We start from the raw sequence: 18,355 nt of genomic DNA, 5'->3' as shown, positions 1-18,355 counted from the left end.
TTTACAACGCCGTTGGGAGTTGTAATGAAGAGAGCGCTAATCCCGCTATTGGCAGCAGTAGCGCTGCTACTCCCCACTTGGGCTGCCGCACAACACTCGGTTGAGGACAACACAGTCTCAGCGATTGATCCAATCCTGGTCCGGCAAGGCGATTTTGCCATCCTGCTGTTTGAAGCCCTCGGCCTCGGGGAGGTCGAGAGCGAGGAGGAGGCGGAAGATCGGCTGAATGCCGCGGGTATAGCGCCAGATGATGGCTGGATCGTCGACTACCCCATAACACCGGATATTTTGGCTGAACTGGCTCTGGCCATTGGCGAGGCGGCCGATACCGGGCGAATAGGGATCCCCGGGGATGAGGCGATCGAGGCGTTGCAGGACCTCGCTGCCGAACTCGGTCTCTCCATTCCAGGCGAGTTGGGGCCCCGCTACACCGAGCGCTACGTTTACGATTCGGTCGGCGATTGCAGTGGCACCACGATCAGACAGTATTACGATAATTACGGTCCGCCGGTAATGACCTACTGTCGCCCCCCGTATGATTTTGACTACCTGTATGGCTGGCGGCCCTATGGGAGTTGGTGGCAAGGCCACTATTACCCCGGATACTACCTCCTGCACCGATTCCACCTGGTGATACATGTCGACAGCAAGCGTCCACACCATCGGCGACACCCCGTCAAACCACAGGCCAAATCGAAGCTCCAGCATAAAAATACCGGCCCACACGCAGGGGTCAGACATCTCTCCAACCGCAATAAACCTGGCAAGGAGCGGGCCAGACACCGGCGCGATCACGCAGCCAAACGGACCGGAGAGAGACAACAGTTGCGACAGCGGGATTTTCCGGCTAAACAAGACCTCCCTGGCGAGCGGCGCCTTGTTGAAAAGGGCACAACGAGGGGAGTGCGGAAAAATGAGCACTACCGTGCGAATCAGGTCCTCACCGTCCGCCCGCAGGTGGCGCCGGACGCCGCCCCCGGACAGCGCAACGCCCACAACCGGAACCCGGTCCGGAACGGGAACCGGGGCAACAGCCCGGACAAGTTCCGGTTCACTGAGCGACAACGCATGCATCCCGAAAAGCCGCGAGTGGCTACCAAGTCCGCCAAAACAGGCAGACAGAACCAATTCGCTAATCCACCGGGGGCCAAGCGACCGGCGACGACGAAATCAATACCAAAAAGAAATCAGCTCGGTAGCGGCAGGCGGCAACCGGATGTACTGTCCAGCCGCCGTTCGGCAACGCTTTCGGAGCGAAGCGCCCAACAGCGTCGCCGCGCCTTGGGTCGCCCCGCTTCCGCGGGCGGGCAGAACATTCGGCCACTCACCGGCACGGTCAAAAAACAGCCCCTTAGATCGGTACGCAAACACCCGCAAGGCAACAGGGCCGTCACAACCGGTCGGGCCAAAAACAACCATCAGCGCCCGACCCGGATCAAAAGCCGGCGTAGTGACAACGGAAGCATGGCCCTCCAAACACAAACCCGCGCCCGCCCATCAACCAAGGCGCAACGGCAGGGAGCCGGACGTCTATCAGGGGAGCGCACCAGCAAGAAGTAGCGGGGGGAAATATTCGACGCTAACCCGGCCTAACTTGACTCCGGCCCCGTACGTCCCTCCAGCATCGGGATATCCTCGGTTCTCGCCCATCCCCAATCGTCGAACAGCACATACAGCGCCGGAATCACCAGCAGCACCAGCACCGTGGAGGTAAGCAGACCAAACACCACCGAGATCACCAGTGGCTTGATCGCCGCGGATTGGGTGCTGGTTTCCGCAAGCAGGGGAAGCAACCCGACAATGGTCGTGGAAGATGAGATGAGTATGGCCCGCAGGCGATCGCGGCTGGCCTGCCCTGCGGCCTCCGCTGCCGAAAGGCCCCGTTCCCGATGACTCTTGATGAATTGGATCAGCAGAATGGCATTATTCACCACGATGCCCGCCAGTCCGGCCGCACCGATCAGGGACGGCATCGAAAGGTAATAGCCCATCAGCACATGGCCCCAGACGGCACCGATAAAAGCCAGCGGAATCGACAACATCACGATCAACGGCTCAACATAGCTGCGGAACTGGAAGGAGAGAATAACAAAGACGCCCACCAGTCCGATGAGCAGACCGCGGCCAATCGATCCCCCGGTTTCGGCTGACCGGGCAACCTGCCCCTCGAAACGGACATCCACCAGTGGGTGACGCGCCTGGAAATCCGCCAGCCAGCTCTTTTTCAGGTCGGCCACAATCCCCTGGCCGCTGCTGAGGCGCGCATCCACATTGGACTGCACGGTAACGGTACGTCGGCCATCAATCCGGATAATACGCGACCAGTCGCGCTGCTCGTGCATCTCCGCTGCCTCACTCAGCGGCACCCGGCTGCCGTCCGGCAGGGTAATGGTCTGGTCGGCCAGGTCGTCAAAACTGTCCCGGTCGCCCGCTGCCTGGCGTACCAGAATCTCTACATCATGATCACCGATTCGCTGGGTGTCGGCTATCTCACCCAACCACGCCGCACGCAACTGGGAGGCAACCGCTTCGGCGGTCAGTCCCAGCCCGTGCGCCCCTGCGGCCAGCGAGAAGGTCCGTTGTGGCTTGCCGGGGCGAAGATCATCAATGACGTTGTAGGCGGCCGTGTAGCCGGCCAGGTACTCCGCCGCTTCCACCGCGGCGCTTTTCAAGGCTTGCAGTTCCTCACCCTGCAGACGTATTTCAACCGGAATCCCGGAAGGCCCAAAGCCCGGCTCCTGGATGATCAGGCTGTGGATGCCGGCTATTTCGCCGATCTCCTGACGCCACATCCGGGTCAGATCGTCAAGCGTCACCGTCCGTCGCTCCGCGGTGAGCAGATCGACCATGACAGTCGCCACATGCGCGCCGGCTTCGCCCACGCTGGGATTGTAGTTGAAGCGTACCTGGATGGCCTCAACCAGCGGTGCAGCATCGGGCTGTGCCGGAGTAAGCCGTTGGTCGATCAGTCGCATGGCCGCCTCGACCCGTTCCGCCACCACCTCGGTGCGTGATAAAGGCGTACCCTGGGGCATCAGGATCCGTGCCTCCAGTACATCTCCATCAATGTCCGGCATTGCCTCGCTGCCAATATGTCCACCGGCCATAAACCCGACCGAGCCGAGCATCACCACCAGCATCAGGCCCACCACCACATGACGCCAGCGAACCGCCATGTCAGCCGTGCGACCCACCGATTCACGAAAAGCGGCAAAGCCGCGCTCGAAAGCGGCGCGAAAGCGCGAGTCATGACCTGCCTGCAGTTGCGGAATACTGCCCTTGATATGGTGGGGCAGAATCCAGAACGCCTCGATCAGGCTGGCCGCCAGCGCGGCTATCAACACCACCGGCAGCACCTCAAGCACGGCGCCCAGCTCTCCGGACAGAAAGGATAACGGCACGAACACCGATACCGTGGTCAGAAAGGACGACAACACACCAGACAGCACCTGACGCGTCCCGTTGTCCACGGCCTCCAGGGGCGACTTCTGCTCACCGGCATGGGCAACAATATTGTCGGTAATGACCACCGCATCATCCATGACGATGCCGATCGCCATCAACAGTGCAACCATGGTGATCATGTTCAGGGATAACCCGGTCACTCCCATCACGAAGAAGGCACCCATGAATGCCACCGGCAGTCCCAGTACCGCCCACAATGCCAGCCGGGGACGGAAAAACAGGCCCATTACCAGCACCACCAGCACCAGCCCCATCAACCCGTTGTTGACCAGCATCTGCAGCCGATCCCGGACAATACTGGTCATATCCTGGGTCAGATGGAGACGGACCCCGCTGCCCATTCTCTGTCGTTCTCGCTCTACCAGGTCCGTGAGTCCGTCCATCACCCGCAGGGAGTCATCACGCAGGGACTTGCTCACCTCCAGCACCAGTGCCCGTTCGCCATTGAAGCGAATCTTCTCCTCCTCCGTCTCGCCCACCTGTTTCAGGCTGGCGATCTCCCCCAGGGTCAACTCGCCCCCTTCACGGTCCGAGATCATGACCAGATGCTGCAACTCATCCAGTGAACGACGTTGATCGGTAAAGCGCAGCTGAACATCCCGCTCCCGGGTCTCCAGGGTACCCAGTGGCATATCGATATTCTGTTGCCCGACCCGGGCGGCCAGATCACGTGCCGAGAGCCCGTACTGCCCCAACACCTCACGGGACGCCTCGATCTGCCATTGTCGTTGCGACAGCCCGTGGATGGTGACACTGGCAACACCGGGGAGGGCCATGATGCGTTCCTCAAGCAGAAGCGCATAATCCTCCAGTTGATGCAACGGCATGTCACCGGCGACTGCTACCGCAGCCACCAGATCGCTGCGGTGCAGTTCGCGCACCACCGGTGCCTCGGCGCGTGCGGGCAGATCGGTAATGGCGTTGACCTCGGTATCGATATCATTCAGAAAACGGATCGGGTCGCCGCCCGCCTGCATGGTCGCCGTGGCGCTGGCCACGTTATCCTGGGCCGCGCAGATGATCTCATCGAGATAGTCGACACCCTTGACCGCATCGTAGAGACGCTTGCAAATGGAGTCCTCAACGTCGTCTGCGCCGGCGCCGCGATAAACCACCTCAATACTCACCTCGACGGGACGATAATCAGGAAAGGTTTCGCGTTTCAGCGACGGGGCAGCGAACAGACCCATGGCCAATAACACAATCAGCAGCAGGTTGGCTGCAGTGGGATGACCAGCGAACCAGCGGATCACAACGACTCACCCCGGGCCTGGGCCTGCAGGCGCTGCTCCAGGCTCTCATCACGCCACGGATTTATCGCCATGCCATCCAGCGCCGGGACCGGATCGTCCACGATAACCCGGTGTCCCGGAGCGAGTCCGCCACTGATCACGGCAAGATCATTCTGTTCGAAGGCTACCGACACCGGTCTCCGTTCGAGCTTGTCATTGTCGCTAACCCGGTACACCTCGTTGTGGTGCACCGCGGCCACCGGTATCACCAGCAGCGGCTCGCGATTCATGGCCGTGAGATATACCTGCACGTACATGCCCGGCTGCATGTGCGGATGCTTGGACGGTGTGACCCTGTCGTAAGGGTTATCCACGACCACCACCACCCGCGCGGTGCGGGTGGCCGGGTCCAGGCCACTGGCCACGCGCGTGACCCGTGCCGGCCAGCGAATCTCCTCTGCCCCCGCCAGCCGCACCTCGATATCAATGGCAGAAAAGTCCACCAGTTCACTGATATCCAGGGCATCCGCCGGAGGGGTGGTGTGCTGTACGCTGCCCATCAGCCGGCGCAACATCGGCAGTGGTATGTGGGTTTCAATCTCAGCGGCCGCGATGCTGTCGCCACGAAACAGCCGCTGACCTGCGGTCGCATACTGGTGAAGCTCGATTTCGACCTCATCAATACGCAGATCATAGGGTGCCACGAAACGAGTATCCGCGAGATCCTCCCGGGCCTGTTCAAGCCGCGTTCTGGCACGTTCCACCTGGGCCTGCAAATAGGCTATTCGGGTAGGCAGCAGTGCCAGCTGGTTCTCCAGCGTCGCCACGGACTGGCGCTGCGCCACCGTGGCGCGCCGTTGCTCATCACGTTGTGACTGCGATACCGTACCGCTTTTCGCCAGCCGCTCGATACGCGCCAACTCCTGCTCGGCCAGGGTGAGTCGCGTCTGTTCCAGCTTCAGCAATCTTTGGGTATTCTCTTCCTCGGTATCGAGTTGCGACAACTCGGCTGACAACGAGGCCAGTTCCGCCTCGGTATCGGCAATGGCCAGTTTGTAGCGACCCGGGTCCAGCGCCAGCAGCAGCGTACCCTTGCGCACCAGGGTGCCACTCTCCAGATTCGGGTGTCGCTCCACCACACGACCTGGCACATTGGCCACCGCCTGCCAGGAATCGGCAGCACGGGTCACACCATAACCACGTGCTGCCAGCTGAAATTCCATGGGCTGTACAGTGATCACGGTTAACTTCGGAACTACGGCTTCAATCTCACCATGGGTGGGAGACTGGCTGTTCATTATGAACAGCACGACCAATCCCACCCCAACCAGCAAGCCAAGCGGGATAAAAAACGCTCGCCCCCTGCTTCTGAATAAACCCACTATCCCAACTCCTAACTGATTTGACACATAAGATTAAGTGATACGATCCATGGCATCGTAATACTCGCCTGTGTAAAAACAAGCCACCATTTATCAGACGCTGATCGCTGAGGTGTTAGCGGGAGTAATCGACAACCAAAATAACCTTTTATATTAAACATATCTGGCTGGATCGGCCGGTAGCATAGAAAAGATCGCATGGACTGCTTGCAGTACTATCTGAACAACGCCTATTCAGGCGGTGTGCCTTGGTAAAAATCACACAGTACCGTAATGGCCTCATCAGCACTGTCAACAATAGAAAATAATTTTAGATCTTCTTTGTCAATCATCCCTTCTTCTAGCAAAAAATTAAAATCTATTACTCGACTCCAGAATTGTTGGCCAACCAGTACAACTGGCATTGTGGCCACTTTTTTTGTCTGCATGAGCGTAAGCGTCTCAAACAGTTCGTCGAGGGTTCCGAAACCACCAGGAAAGGCAACCAGGCCGCGGGCACGTAGCAGAAAATGCATTTTTCGCAGACCAAAATAGCGGAATTGAAAACAGAGTTCCGGTGTCACAAACGGATTGGGTGCTTGCTCGTGTGGCAGAGTGACATTGAGGCCTATGCTGCGCTCACCTGCGTCATAGGCGCCTCGATTTGCCGCCTCCATAATGCCGGGCCCACCACCAGTTACCACGACAAAATCGCGGCGTCCCTCCTTTTGAAAACGGCGCGAAACGATCTTGGCAAAATGTCGTGCCTCGACATAGTAACGCGAGTATTCGAGCTGTTTTCTGGCACGGGCGATCTCCGCTTTCAGAGCTGGATCTGCGCGCCTCTCCAACACCTCTAATCTCGCCTCTGCATGATCCGGTGGTAGCAGACGCGCGCTGCCAAAGACAACGATCGTGGAGCGGACGTTGTGCTCACGCAGATAGCGTTCGGGTTTGAGCAATTCCAATTGCAAACGCACCGGTCGTAAATCCTCACTTGCGAGTAATTCCTTATCTTCCTGCGCCAGACGATAAGAAGAACTCTGCAATATCTTCCGCAACAATCCCGCCTGTTCACTCTCTGAGGACATGTCAACAGCCGGAATACGATCCCGCTCTGATTTCATAGCTGAAGATCACCGGTACGCAGTTTCAGCGCCGCAACGCCGAACCAGAGCATGGCCAGGACCATGGCGAAACCGCCCGCCAGCACCAGCAGTGGCGGCAGCCCAAAGGCCACTTCGGAGAGGATACCAAGCGGCATCAGCATGCCGGCCAGGGTCAGCCAGGAGATCCATTTCGCCGATTCGGGCGCAACCGGTAGCCGCAGCAACAGATAACCCACCAGGATATTGATAATGGCAAACAGATTGCCGTGGACATGTGCCAGACGTGATTCGAAATGCTTGCCAATGGCATAATCAGCAATCCACTGCTCCTTGCCGGGTGCGAAGTCGCGCAGGTAGATCAGCACAAATCCGTATACCATGAAGCCGGCCAGAAACAGAAAACCGGTCGCAATATTCTTCTTGCCCTGCATGATCTTCTCCTTGTGTTATTAATATTAAGGTGGTGTTACTCACAACAACACACTGTGTTCGCGTCTCCGGATAGTGTGGCGCAGATGATGGCGCATACGACCGACACGTGTGATTCCGTTGGCGGAGATGATGAGCGCGCCCGACTGCAAACACCGGTACAATCACGTTGCCTGTTGCTTGTGTAACCTGTTCTCCACTACCTGCACCAGTTCATTCAGTGTCGTCAGCAGGTTCTTATAAGCAATTACCCTCGGTGGACTTGATTACCAATAGCTTCGCCTTTTCGATCAGTGTCGGAGCACACCTCTCGCGGCAACAGCTGCCGCCAGGCGATGAACGACACTGCGGTCAACACCAGCGTGCGCAGGCTCATGGCGAACAGGGTGCGGGACTCATAGGCTCCACCCGAATAAATATGGGCTTCAAAGGCGGCAAAAATAAGCGCAGTGGCAGCAGTGATCGCGATCGTGAGCCATACCGCCCAGCGCTTTCGCATCCACAACCCGACACCAGCGATCACATAGCCAAAACCGGCGAGAAAGTTAAACCAGAGCACGAAGGGGACATAGTGTCCTGCAGCAAGCCGCGCCGGGCCATCAAAAAACAGCACCGACCCGCCCTCTTTGAGGGTAAGCAAGCCGAACAGGATCGTAAACAGGAACACCAGACCAAGCCACCAGGGCTGTGGCCAGTTAAACCATTTCATGGATTTCATCCTCCAATAAGGTCTATCGGATCAACGGAATACAACGACCAGGTTGCATCCTCAAATAACAGCGACATCATATACGCCACGCCCGCCTCTTTATGTCCGTGTGATGGCTCGAATGAAATCATGTGCGCCTTGATTACACGGAGTGCCTTGTTGACGTCCACTCCACCCTTGGGGATCAGATGAAGATCGGCCACCCCACTGTAGAACCAATCTGAAAAAAGCCGGTTCCATTTGGTATTGCCAAATTTGTATGGATCAGGAATCGCAGCGTATGGTGGCAAAAATCTGCTGGTTGAAAATAACAGTTCAGACATGGTGATCTGATCAAGCTGTTCCGGCCCTAACAGAACCGCTATTGATTGATCGTTTGACCTATCTGCATTCCTGGTTCCGATACATTTGGTTGTCATTGCCATCTCATCAATTCCATTTATCCGATTCTGTCCTCTCTGGAATCTACAAAATATATTGATATAACTATTCAGCACTCGGCAGAGACATGGAAAACCGTGGTTTCCAGCGGATGAAACGAATCGCCTTGATAGAGACCGATGCACATCGCTGCGGTTGGCACATCCAACATTCCTGGATTATCGAGACCCCTGGATAGTTGCCAGTCAACGATGACTTTTGAACTGGCAACTGCAGACCGCTCTTGTCATCGGCCACGCCCACCGCCGCCGCGACCACCTCTTCCCATACCCCCGCCGAAGCTGCCTTGGGACTGACGCTGCTCGTACCCATAACCGTAGCCGGATGAACCAAACTCCGTGCGGGAACGTTCACGCACCAACTCACCCCGCCCACGGTCGTTGTCTTCGTTAAAGCGCGTGCGCTGACCAGCGCCTGGCTCCAGATTTCGATTATCGCCAAGGCCAAGGTTTTGCCGTTCCTCTTTACTCATATCCTGAGTCCGTGTGCGTAACTCCTCGCGATACTGCTCCCGCTCCGGCTCGCTCATATCACGGTTTTGGTTACGCATCTGAACCAACTCCTCAGTTGTATATTGACTATAATCGGCTGCCTGCGCAGCAAAGGATGTCAGCAATCCAGCCGCCACAAGCGATAGCACCCGTGAGGAACCCATACAAATAAAGCCGTATCTCTGTTTCTGATGGGTTGATTTGTTTGTCATTTTTACTGCTCCTAATCAGTTGGAATCCGCTGCCACTCCCACCCGCGGGCGTGCAGCCATCTTGAAAGCCATGATCGATTGAATCTGTTTCCGGGATATTTCCGCCAACGCCCAAAATGTTTCAAAGTGTTTCAGGGAAACGGCGGTGATCACATGACCTCCCTGTGTTGTGAAAACCGGCTATGCAATTCTCTGTCCCCCACTGGATCAACCGTATTGTTTCCACTGTGCTCTTCCTGCTCGGATTTCAGCTTGATCAATGCCGTCCTCGCGCCTCGGACATACAAGTGGTCTGCCCCGAAGTCGTTCTCCAGCAATCCAAGCACCAACTCGAACTGCGGTCTGGCTTCCTCCAGCCGTAGTTGCGAAAGGTATTCATTACCAAGCTCATAGAGCCTGGCGGCAATTAACAGGCGCTTTTGTGTGGGGGCCGCTTTCCAGTCCGCCAATACCCTGCGGTAAAGTTCATCAGCCTCATTCTTCCGATGCCGGCTGACATAGAAATCAGCCAGGATATGCTGTGCAGTGGCGATATCCATGCGGTCTGGCCCTGTATCCGCCTCCAGGATATGAATCAACCGCTTCAGCAGTTGCTCGGTTTCGTCAAATCTTCCATCATGCATGACCAATCCTGCCAGATCCTTCAGACGCGGAGCTATGGACGGGTGCGTATTGCCCAGGATCTGTTCACGGATAGACAGACTCTCCCGCCATATACGTTCGGCTTGATCGTAATGCTGCTGGGCAAGATAGATAGTCCCTAGATCATCCATCAGCGAGGCAGTGCGGATATCCTGAGTCCCCAGCTCCGCCTTCGTCAGTTCCAGACTCCGTAACTGATACGCTTCCGCCTCCGCAAATGCTCCCCTGTTAAAGGCCAGACTGGCGGCAACGTACAGGTACTCGGGGTTTGATGGCTGCAACTGCAGAGATTCCTGAACCAGCAGTTCTGCAGTGGTAAAGTCCTTCTGCTCTATGGCCATGATTCCCAGTGAAAATGCAGCCGCAGCGGCTTGCTGCCTGGCATTTTTTCGTACCCTCTCTAGTAGAACGACAGACGGCGTCGAGGCGTGTTTCGCCATAGCTTCATCCGCAACATCTGCCTCCCCTGAATCCAGCTGTGCGGCCTGTTTGTCCATAATGACACTGGCTGCCACCGACCCGGCGCCGACAAATAACAGGTAAAAGAACAGTATCAGGCAAACTGCCCTTGTGGTGATTTTGCTTTGCATACCCATATATCTCTCTCCGATTAATCCCTATAAGACGCTTAAAATCCTGATCATGACCCAACGCCCGCGGCACTTGTCGTCCGCGCATTTGCCCGGTCATAGAAACATTTGATCGATACATTCAGCGATGTACCGGGTAGCGTGAGATTGGTGATTACCTCAAGCTGTCCGCTATCCGTTCTAAGGTGGTATCGTTGCAACAGGGTGGGTTTGCTATCCTGTGTGGTTTCGATTACCAGTACATCACCCTCCCAGCCTGCCGTGGTCACCGCCTGTGGTACGGAACTACTCGCAGATACCGCCGCTCCGCGAAAATCCGTGAAGAGTCGTTGCTGCGGACCGCCATCCACGGAAATCAGCAGCATGGGGTCTGCATGGGACAATTCCAGTATCTCGGCGCTACTGATCAGGACACGGACTTCGCTGGCCGAGGCCGCCGGCATACCTCTGGAAGCGCCCCTGCCCCTGCCCCTGCCACTGCCCTGACGCCGGGCCTCCATGTCACCGCCTTTACCGCGCCCGAAACCGCCCCCCATACCCCCACGCATACCTCTCGACTCTCGCATCATCTCCCTGGCTTCCTGCAGCTTGGCCTCCGGATCATCACTTGAGGCCTTGTCCAGTCGCCAGGTGCCGGAGAAGTCCGGTGGCGACCGGTGTTCGCCACTGATCATGTCAATTTCATCAGCCGAGTGAGCCGGCAAGGCAAGGCCCAGATAGAGCAAACTGGTTATGAAAAACGTCCTATTCATCTTGATCATCCTGTGGGTTAATTTCCGGAAGCTGTCACACGAAGGCTCCGGCCATCTTTTCGTACTGGAATACTCGATGCCGGGTGTTTCAGAGAGATTTCCGCTGGCGGCGAATATGTAACAGTGTGTTTCACAACGATTGATTGAATGGGCATGGGTGATGGAAACCCGATAAACTTGGAAGATGGAAAACAGATCCGAACACCTGCTGATCGTGGACGATGATCGTGCGCTGCGCGACCGGCTGTCACGTTATCTGGTAGAACAGGGATTTCGTGTCACGGCGGTTCCGGATGGACCGGCAATGGACAATTTTCTCGCGAAACAGACACCAGACGCGGTAATCCTGGACCTGATGCTGCCGGGCGAGGATGGACTGAGCCTGGCGCGCAGGCTGCGTGCCGAGGGTGACCTGCCGATTATCATGCTCTCGGCGCGCGGCGAGGACATCGATCGCATTATCGGCCTGGAAATCGGCGCCGACGACTATCTTGCCAAGCCGTTCAACCCCCGTGAACTGCTCGCCAGAATCCGCGTCCTGTTGCGCCGCCATACGGCAGCTGTCAGCAAGGCGCCAGAAATAACGCATGCCTTTGGTCCCTATCGCCTTGACATCACGGGGCATGAACTCACCCGAAACGGGGAACCAGTACCGCTGACGACTGCAGAATTCACCTTGCTGCGTGTCTTTGCTGAACACCCCAACCGGGTCTTGAGTCGCGACCTCTTGATCGACCTGATCAAGGGTTATGACCGTTCACCCTTTGATCGCTCGATCGATGTACGTGTCACCCGGCTGCGACGCAAGATTGAGGATGACCAGGCCACACCACGCTATATTCGTACCATCTGGGGAGAAGGGTACCTGTTCGCTCCCAAAGGTGAAGCGCAAGGATGAAGAACCTTTTACAACGCTGGTGGCCGAAAACCCTCTACGCAAAGACTTCGGCGACACTGGCGGCTACAACGTTACTGTTCCTGCTACTGACTTTGATCACAATCGGCTACTTGATTGTTATACCGGTTGCCAAGCGTTCTGCCGAGGATCTCGCAGCACTGATGATGGTATCAGCGCAAACCTGGGCCGAGTTGCCGCCGCAGACACGTCCGGATTTTGAACTGGAACTGGAACTCAATCACGGCCTGTTCATGTACCAAACCACCTCGCCGCTGCCCGGTGAAGAAACCCGGCTGCTTCCCTATATTCACTTCCTGCAGGACAGCCTCACCCGGCGCAGCAACCAATCCATCACTATAAAGCAGACTATTTCTGACGATGGAACCCGCTGGTTTTGGACAGACATCCCCGTCAATGAGCGGGTAGTACGTTTTGGATTTACGCTTGCACGGCTTGGTCCACAGCCACCGTTGGCGGCTCTGATCGTCTTTACCCTTGGCATAGCACTGGTGTTGCTGACAGCGCTTTTGCTGGTGCGCCGCCTGACACGTCCACTGGCACGTTTTGCCAAAGCTGCGGACGAGATCGGCCGCGGCGTTACACCCAAACCGTTACCGGAAGCGGGTCCGGTTGAGCTGTTACAGCTTGCCCGCACCTTCAATCACATGGCACTGCAGGTACAGGAACTGCTGGCAGATCGCACGACCATGCTCTCCGGTATCGCACACGATCTGCGCACGCCTCTGGCGCGCCTGGGTCTGACCCTAGAAATGCTGAGACCCCAAGCGGATGCACAGCTGGTCGCAGAGGCCACACAGGATATCCAGGAGATGGAGCATCTGATCAGCCAGTACCTGCAGTTGGGGCAGGAGCTGGCAGGTGACAGCCCGGAACCCATTGATATAAGAGATATCATCGACCGCTGCGTCATCGATGCACGGCGCATGGGTACGGATATCGACTGGACTCCGGGTGATCCATGTCTGCTCACCCTGCAGCCGCTGGTGCTGACAAGAATCCTTGCCAATTTGCTGCAAAACGCGGTGCGTTATAGCGACGGCCTTGGGGTTGCCGTTGAATACAGACGAACCCCGGAGGGGTGCGTGATCAAGGTACTGGATCGGGGGCCAGGCATTCCGGAAGCGGAGCGTGAGACTGTATTCCGACCCTTTTACCGTCTGGACCCTTCCCGTAGCAGCAGCAGCGGCGGCAGCGGATTGGGGCTCGCCATAGCCCGGCAACTGGCGCAGTTCCACGGCTGGCGTCTTAGCCTGGTTGCGCGACCAGGTGGCGGTACCGAAGCTTGTATCGAAATACCCGCTTTTCAATCGCCGGCTTAATCCGGCAATCTGACACACTATGTCTGCTGGATACTCAAACTGGCGAGACCTGGAGCAAACACAGAGCATATCGAAATACATGGTCCGGTCACTGCGAAACGGGTGCATGCCATGCCGGCTGGATTACTTACTGCATCATGCCGGAGAGCCGCAATGCTTGGGATCAGTGTCGAATACCTGGCTGGCTTTTTAATCACTGCAAACTAGACTCCCTTTAATACCTGACGGCCTTTAGGTGCTGCTGATCCTTAGTTCATAGGGGCTCATCCGGACTCCACCTTACGGTTCGGTGGTTACCGGTGGATTGTACCTGCTAGCAAACCGGCTACCTTATAAATGCTTGACTCCTTCATTGGAACTTAACCAAGTGATTATCCGAAGCATGCGCGAGTGGCGCCAGGGACTGTGTATTCAATACGGCATCGCATGGGAGAGTGATGAATGGAATTTGTTACCGACTATAGCCTGTTTCTGGCTAAATCGATCACCGTTGTATTGGCCATTCTTGCCATTACGGGGGGCATCATCGCGCTCGCCGGTCGAGACAGGCCTCTGGGCAAACAGCGTCTTGAAGTCAAATACCTGAACCGGGAGTATGACGACATGGCGCATACCCTGAAGGCGGCGATGCTGCCAAAGAAGGTGTTTAAACAGATCCTGAAAACGCGAAAGCAGGAGATCAAGCGATCCCGGGAACAGACACCCGATGACCCGTCAAAAGATAAAAAGAGAATATTCGTACTGAATTTTCACGGTGACATCCGCGCTTCTGCAGTGGCCTCCTTGCGCGAAGAGATCACCGTCATCCTGACCGTGGCAAGGCCGGCAGACGAAGTCGTGCTGCGTTTGGAGAGCGGTGGTGGCCTGGTTCACGCCTACGGCCTGGCGGCCTCCCAGCTCATGCGGATCAAGGACAAGCAAATCCGACTGACCATAGCGGTAGACAAAATCGCCGCAAGTGGCGGGTATCTAATGGCCTGTGTGGCCGATCACATCATTGCCGCACCCTTTGCGGTGGTTGGTTCCATCGGTGTATTGGCGCAGTTGCCAAATTTCAACCGTTTCCTGAAGCGGCACGATATTGATTTTGAGCAGTTCACTGCCGGAGAGTTTAAAAGAACGGTTACACTTTTTGGTGAAAACACCGACGAGGACCGAGCCCGGTTTCGGCAGGAAATCGATGAGACCCACCGGCTGTTCAAGGCATTCGTAAAGACCCATCGGGATCTTGATATGGCTACCGTGGCGACCGGGGAGCACTGGTACGGGACACGCGCCCTGGAGTTGAAGCTGGTGGATGAACTATGCACCAGTGATGATTATCTGCTTGACGCCAGCAAAACAGCAGAGCTTTACCAGGTCAGCTTCAAACCAAAAAAGCCCTTCATCGATCGTTTATCGTCATTGGCATCGATATTGGACAAGGGGCATATGGGGCGATACAGGAGCGAGGTTGGGATTCACGAAATAAAGTAACTTTGTAACCCTACCTGATTACCCACCAGTTATTTGAAATTACCGCCGGGTAGGGGCGACCGGCACCCTATACCTCAAATCCACGTTGCGCCAGGGCTTCCCCGGTAAATTGGGCCAGCTCCCGAAACAGTGGCTCCACCGCAGCCTCCCGCTCCGCGGGGGGCAGTCCCAGCAACGCCTCCAGGGAACGCTCCAGCGCCGCCGCACGGACCGGGTCGGCATGGGGTGCCAGATGCGCCAGCAGCAACCGGTGGGCACCCTTGTGCAGCATGGCCTCCAGTCCGTCGAGCATCTGACGGTGGCTGGTGCCCTCCCATATAGCCAGGATCATGGCCTCACGCAGCCAGCGCTCCACCGGATACTCCGCTAGTACCCCCAACCCGCCGTGGACTTCCATGGCCCACTTGGCCGTGTCCACTGCCAGTTCGGCCGTCCAGTACTTGCCCAGGTGGGCCAGCAACCGGAACAGATGGTAGCGCTCTGCATAGGGCGGAGTCTGCCGCCAGACATCATCCAACAGCGTGACCACCTCCCAGGCCATGGCGAAGGCTGCCACGAGGGCATCTGCGCGCTCCCGAAACTGCCGGGCCAGCAGGGGGTGTTCGAGGATCGGCCTGTCAAAGGCCACCCGCTCGCGGGCGAACTCCAGCGCCTCGGCCATCGCCCGCTGTGCCAGGGCAACGCTGGCAATGCAGTTGGCCACCCGAGAGACGTTTAACACCTCCAGGATCAGGTAGACCCCGGTCTCCGCCGGACCCAGCAGCCAGGCCTCGCTGTCGCGCAGTTCCACCTCACCGGTGGGCACCGAACGGGTGGCGATCTTGTCCTTGAGCCGACGGATGCGATAATTCAGGCGACCGTCTTCCGTATGACGCCCCAGCACGAACAGCGCGAGTCCGCGCACCCCTTTTGGCGCACTCTGGGGGCGGGCCGCCACCACCGCCACTTCCGCCCCCACGTTACTGGCGAAATACTTGTCACCAGTGAGCCGCCAACGGTCACCAGCCGGTCGCGCCACGGTCGCCACATTGGCACCCAGGTCGGAGCCACCTCCAATCTCCGTCATCCAGGTAGCTCCCTGCCAGTTCTGCCCGTCCTTGCGCAGCAGAGGGGCAAGGAAACGCCGTTGCAGCGCCTCATCGCCATATTTGGCCAGGGGCATGGCAGTGGCAAGACTGACCGTATAAGGGCAATAGAGTCCGGCATCGAAGAAGGCGGTCACATAACCCAGCAGATAGGCGTGCCACAGGGACCCGCCCTCCCCGAAGCCTCGCCAGATCACTCCCTCCCGGTAGCCACGCCCCAGCATTCGCCGGTAGTCGGGAGCGAACAGAACCTCGTCCACCCGTCCGCCCTGACGGTCAAACAGGCGCAGCCAGGGGGTGCCGTTGCGATCCACGGACTCGGAGATGGCCATGCCCTCAGTCACCCACCAATCCTGATAACTCCGCAATGACTTCTCGCGGGGAAGTTCACCCAGCCGGGCCATCAGAAACGCCACGGGCGACGTTAGTTGCTCCAGGTTCATCGTCTTCCCTCCTCATCCAAGTTCGGGAAACCCAACAATGTCCTCTTAATTCAGTCTACAAACAGTGTCGACCTGATCTTCAACTCTTCCACCCTGCCGTGGGCACTGGCCCTGCGTCATAACCTGATGATTCTGGTGTAGGCATGACCGGTCAGTCAGGCGGACGTGGAGGACAACTTCAAGGCTGTATCCAAGTATAGGCTGCATAAACACGCTGTTTCCCGGTGACTTGAGGGGTTTGCCGCTTCCCAGGACGACCGTCAGTCCAACCTTCGAGACGATGTCTGTCAGCACAATTGTCCAACTCATCACACTCTCAGGCCGAACGGCCATACGGTATTTGGGGAACGAACAGAAAGTGATAGCGCGAAAGTTTAATCACGATCTGATCGAGCATGGATATCGCTCTTTCCACCGTGTTATTTGAACCAGGCGGTGGATACTGGTCTGATGCCCAAGCCAGATCGCTTTCGGGGAAAGCTCAATTGAAACAACTCTATTGCTACAGACCTCAACCATGCTCGTGCGGTTGTGCCGGTGGCAACGATACACCCGCAAGAAGCAGGGAAACCGCTACTTTTGGATCCACCTCGCTGGTGGTCACTACTTTGACGCCCCGACTGGCCATACGCCGGCTAAAGCCATCACCACAACCGGCGGTGACCAGTACGTCGAACTCATCAATCGGATGCCTGTCGCCGCGAAACTCATGCATCGACATCGCTTTGGGCAAGTCGAGCCGTTCGATCTCTATGATATTGCCCCGTTCATCCTGCGAATAAATAAGGAAGCGCCTCGTCTTGCCGGCATGACCGGTAATGGTCTTGAAATTTTGACTTGTCACACCGATTTTCATCGTTCTCTCCCGTTAGCCTTCATTTTATGGTTGCGCTTTCCGTTAGATATACCAACGGAATACTCATTAATTGTGATTTTAATCAGATCCAATTAGCCGACACATTGCGAACCATCAATGACCCTGTATTCCAGGCGGCTTATCCCGAAGGAAGCTCCATTCCCGCCTGGCCTTCGGTCGGATAACCGTGATCTCACCTTCGGCGTATAGCTCCTCACAGATCGATTTCTTCCATACCCGAATCACACCCACCCTATTCTGGTCGCGTGCTGTCTCATAGAAATTGGGTAACTGGAGCAGGCTGAGTTTCAGAAAAGTTTCTCGCACCCTGGCCGTTTGAAAACAGTTCGAGTTCTTCTCAATGGATTGCTTGGATATAAAGGGATTAAGCGAGCGGTGAAGCGCTTTCATTTGTGTTCCGGCTGGGTCAGGGACTTGTTCCGGTTCTATCACCCGCGCGCAGGGGTTTGTGGATCAGGCATGGGAGTAATAGATCGAACCACGTTTGAAATGACGGGATTGGGTTTACATAGCTGGCGTTGACCCCATGATCAGACCCTCACTGATTGTAACGGTTAATCGTAACAGTCAGGTATTTAGAGCGACTGAAACTGCAAAAACCACGACCAGCAAGGCCGCTCGGATGGACTCGTTGCTGCGTGACTCACCCCTTCGAGGCGCTGGCTGGTCGAACCGAAGGGTTCTCACCAAAACCTCACGCCCCTGATGAAACAAAAGGCCCCGATAAACGGGGCCGGTTTGCCTGGGTTGGGGACCGCTCGGGATGGATTCGTCGCTGCGCGACTCACCCCTGCGGGGCGCCG

At 56.9% G+C, this 18,355-nt stretch carries 15 protein-coding genes; 4 read left to right on the top strand and 11 right to left on the bottom strand.

Annotation, left to right across the window (positions count from 1 at the left end):
- The first annotated feature begins 24 nt into the window (after window positions 1-24).
- A complete protein-coding gene (locus A3GO_RS26255) occupies window positions 25-1,560 on the top strand; it encodes a hypothetical protein (protein ID WP_157606868.1) in 1,536 nt (511 codons plus the stop codon).
- 29 nt (window positions 1,561-1,589) lie between these two features.
- Here the strand turns inward: A3GO_RS26255 and A3GO_RS0118005 are convergent, their stop codons facing one another.
- The 9 genes from A3GO_RS0118005 to A3GO_RS0117960 form a co-directional block, all read right to left on the bottom strand.
- On the bottom strand, window positions 1,590-4,718 hold the full coding sequence (locus tag A3GO_RS0118005; protein WP_029134586.1) for an efflux RND transporter permease subunit: 3,129 nt from the start codon (window positions 4,716-4,718) through the stop codon (window positions 1,590-1,592).
- Complete coding sequence (locus A3GO_RS0118000) at window positions 4,715-6,079, bottom strand: efflux RND transporter periplasmic adaptor subunit (protein WP_245621780.1); 1,365 nt, start codon at window positions 6,077-6,079, stop codon at window positions 4,715-4,717. The genes A3GO_RS0118005 and A3GO_RS0118000 overlap by 4 nt, the downstream gene beginning before the upstream one ends.
- Before the next feature lie 230 nt (window positions 6,080-6,309).
- A complete protein-coding gene (locus A3GO_RS0117995; protein WP_335340061.1) occupies window positions 6,310-7,185 on the bottom strand; it encodes an LOG family protein in 876 nt (291 codons plus the stop codon).
- Window positions 7,182-7,598: a hypothetical protein gene (locus A3GO_RS0117990; protein ID WP_029134583.1), complete on the bottom strand. Its 417-nt coding sequence runs from the start codon at window positions 7,596-7,598 to the stop codon at window positions 7,182-7,184. Before A3GO_RS0117990 ends, A3GO_RS0117995 begins: the two co-directional genes overlap by 4 nt.
- Before the next feature lie 245 nt (window positions 7,599-7,843).
- On the bottom strand, window positions 7,844-8,305 hold the full coding sequence (locus A3GO_RS24455) for a hypothetical protein (protein ID WP_245621779.1): 462 nt from the start codon (window positions 8,303-8,305) through the stop codon (window positions 7,844-7,846).
- Between the two features lie 5 nt (window positions 8,306-8,310).
- A complete protein-coding gene (locus A3GO_RS24450) occupies window positions 8,311-8,730 on the bottom strand; it encodes a hypothetical protein (RefSeq protein ID WP_051302595.1) in 420 nt (139 codons plus the stop codon).
- A gap of 242 nt (window positions 8,731-8,972) precedes the next feature.
- Window positions 8,973-9,296 (bottom strand): hypothetical protein, encoded by a 324-nt coding sequence (locus A3GO_RS0117975; protein ID WP_157606867.1) that lies wholly within the window; start codon window positions 9,294-9,296, stop codon window positions 8,973-8,975.
- 302 nt (window positions 9,297-9,598) lie between these two features.
- Entirely contained in the window at window positions 9,599-10,681 is a 1,083-nt protein-coding gene (locus tag A3GO_RS0117965) for a tetratricopeptide repeat protein (RefSeq protein ID WP_169720425.1), read from the bottom strand.
- Window positions 10,682-10,731: 50 nt separating this feature from the next.
- On the bottom strand, window positions 10,732-11,433 hold the full coding sequence (locus A3GO_RS0117960; protein ID WP_157606866.1) for a hypothetical protein: 702 nt from the start codon (window positions 11,431-11,433) through the stop codon (window positions 10,732-10,734).
- A gap of 184 nt (window positions 11,434-11,617) precedes the next feature.
- On the opposite strand from A3GO_RS0117960, the gene A3GO_RS0117955 reads away from it, so the two are divergent.
- From A3GO_RS0117955 to sohB, 3 genes are all read left to right on the top strand, one after another.
- A complete protein-coding gene (locus tag A3GO_RS0117955; protein ID WP_029134579.1) occupies window positions 11,618-12,331 on the top strand; it encodes a response regulator in 714 nt (237 codons plus the stop codon).
- Entirely contained in the window at window positions 12,328-13,671 is a 1,344-nt protein-coding gene (locus A3GO_RS0117950) for an ATP-binding protein (RefSeq protein WP_029134578.1), read from the top strand. The genes A3GO_RS0117955 and A3GO_RS0117950 overlap by 4 nt, the downstream gene beginning before the upstream one ends.
- Before the next feature lie 441 nt (window positions 13,672-14,112).
- On the top strand, window positions 14,113-15,147 hold the full coding sequence (gene sohB, locus A3GO_RS0117945; protein WP_029134577.1) for a protease SohB: 1,035 nt from the start codon (window positions 14,113-14,115) through the stop codon (window positions 15,145-15,147).
- A gap of 67 nt (window positions 15,148-15,214) precedes the next feature.
- On the opposite strand, the gene A3GO_RS24445 is transcribed toward sohB, so the two are convergent.
- Together A3GO_RS24445 and A3GO_RS0117935 are read right to left on the bottom strand one after the other, a co-directional pair.
- Entirely contained in the window at window positions 15,215-16,675 is a 1,461-nt protein-coding gene (locus A3GO_RS24445; protein WP_245621778.1) for an acyl-CoA dehydrogenase family protein, read from the bottom strand.
- A 511-nt stretch (window positions 16,676-17,186) separates the two neighbouring features.
- Window positions 17,187-17,531, bottom strand: a complete 345-nt coding sequence (locus A3GO_RS0117935) for a NifB/NifX family molybdenum-iron cluster-binding protein (protein ID WP_029134576.1) — start codon at window positions 17,529-17,531, stop codon at window positions 17,187-17,189.
- Window positions 17,532-18,355 lie beyond the last annotated feature (824 nt).

Origin of the sequence: Sedimenticola selenatireducens DSM 17993 (assembly GCF_000428045.1) — a bacterium.
In the GTDB taxonomy this organism is placed as follows: domain Bacteria; phylum Pseudomonadota; class Gammaproteobacteria; order Chromatiales; family Chromatiaceae; genus Sedimenticola; species Sedimenticola selenatireducens.
This window is presented reverse-complemented; position numbering and strand designations above follow the sequence as displayed.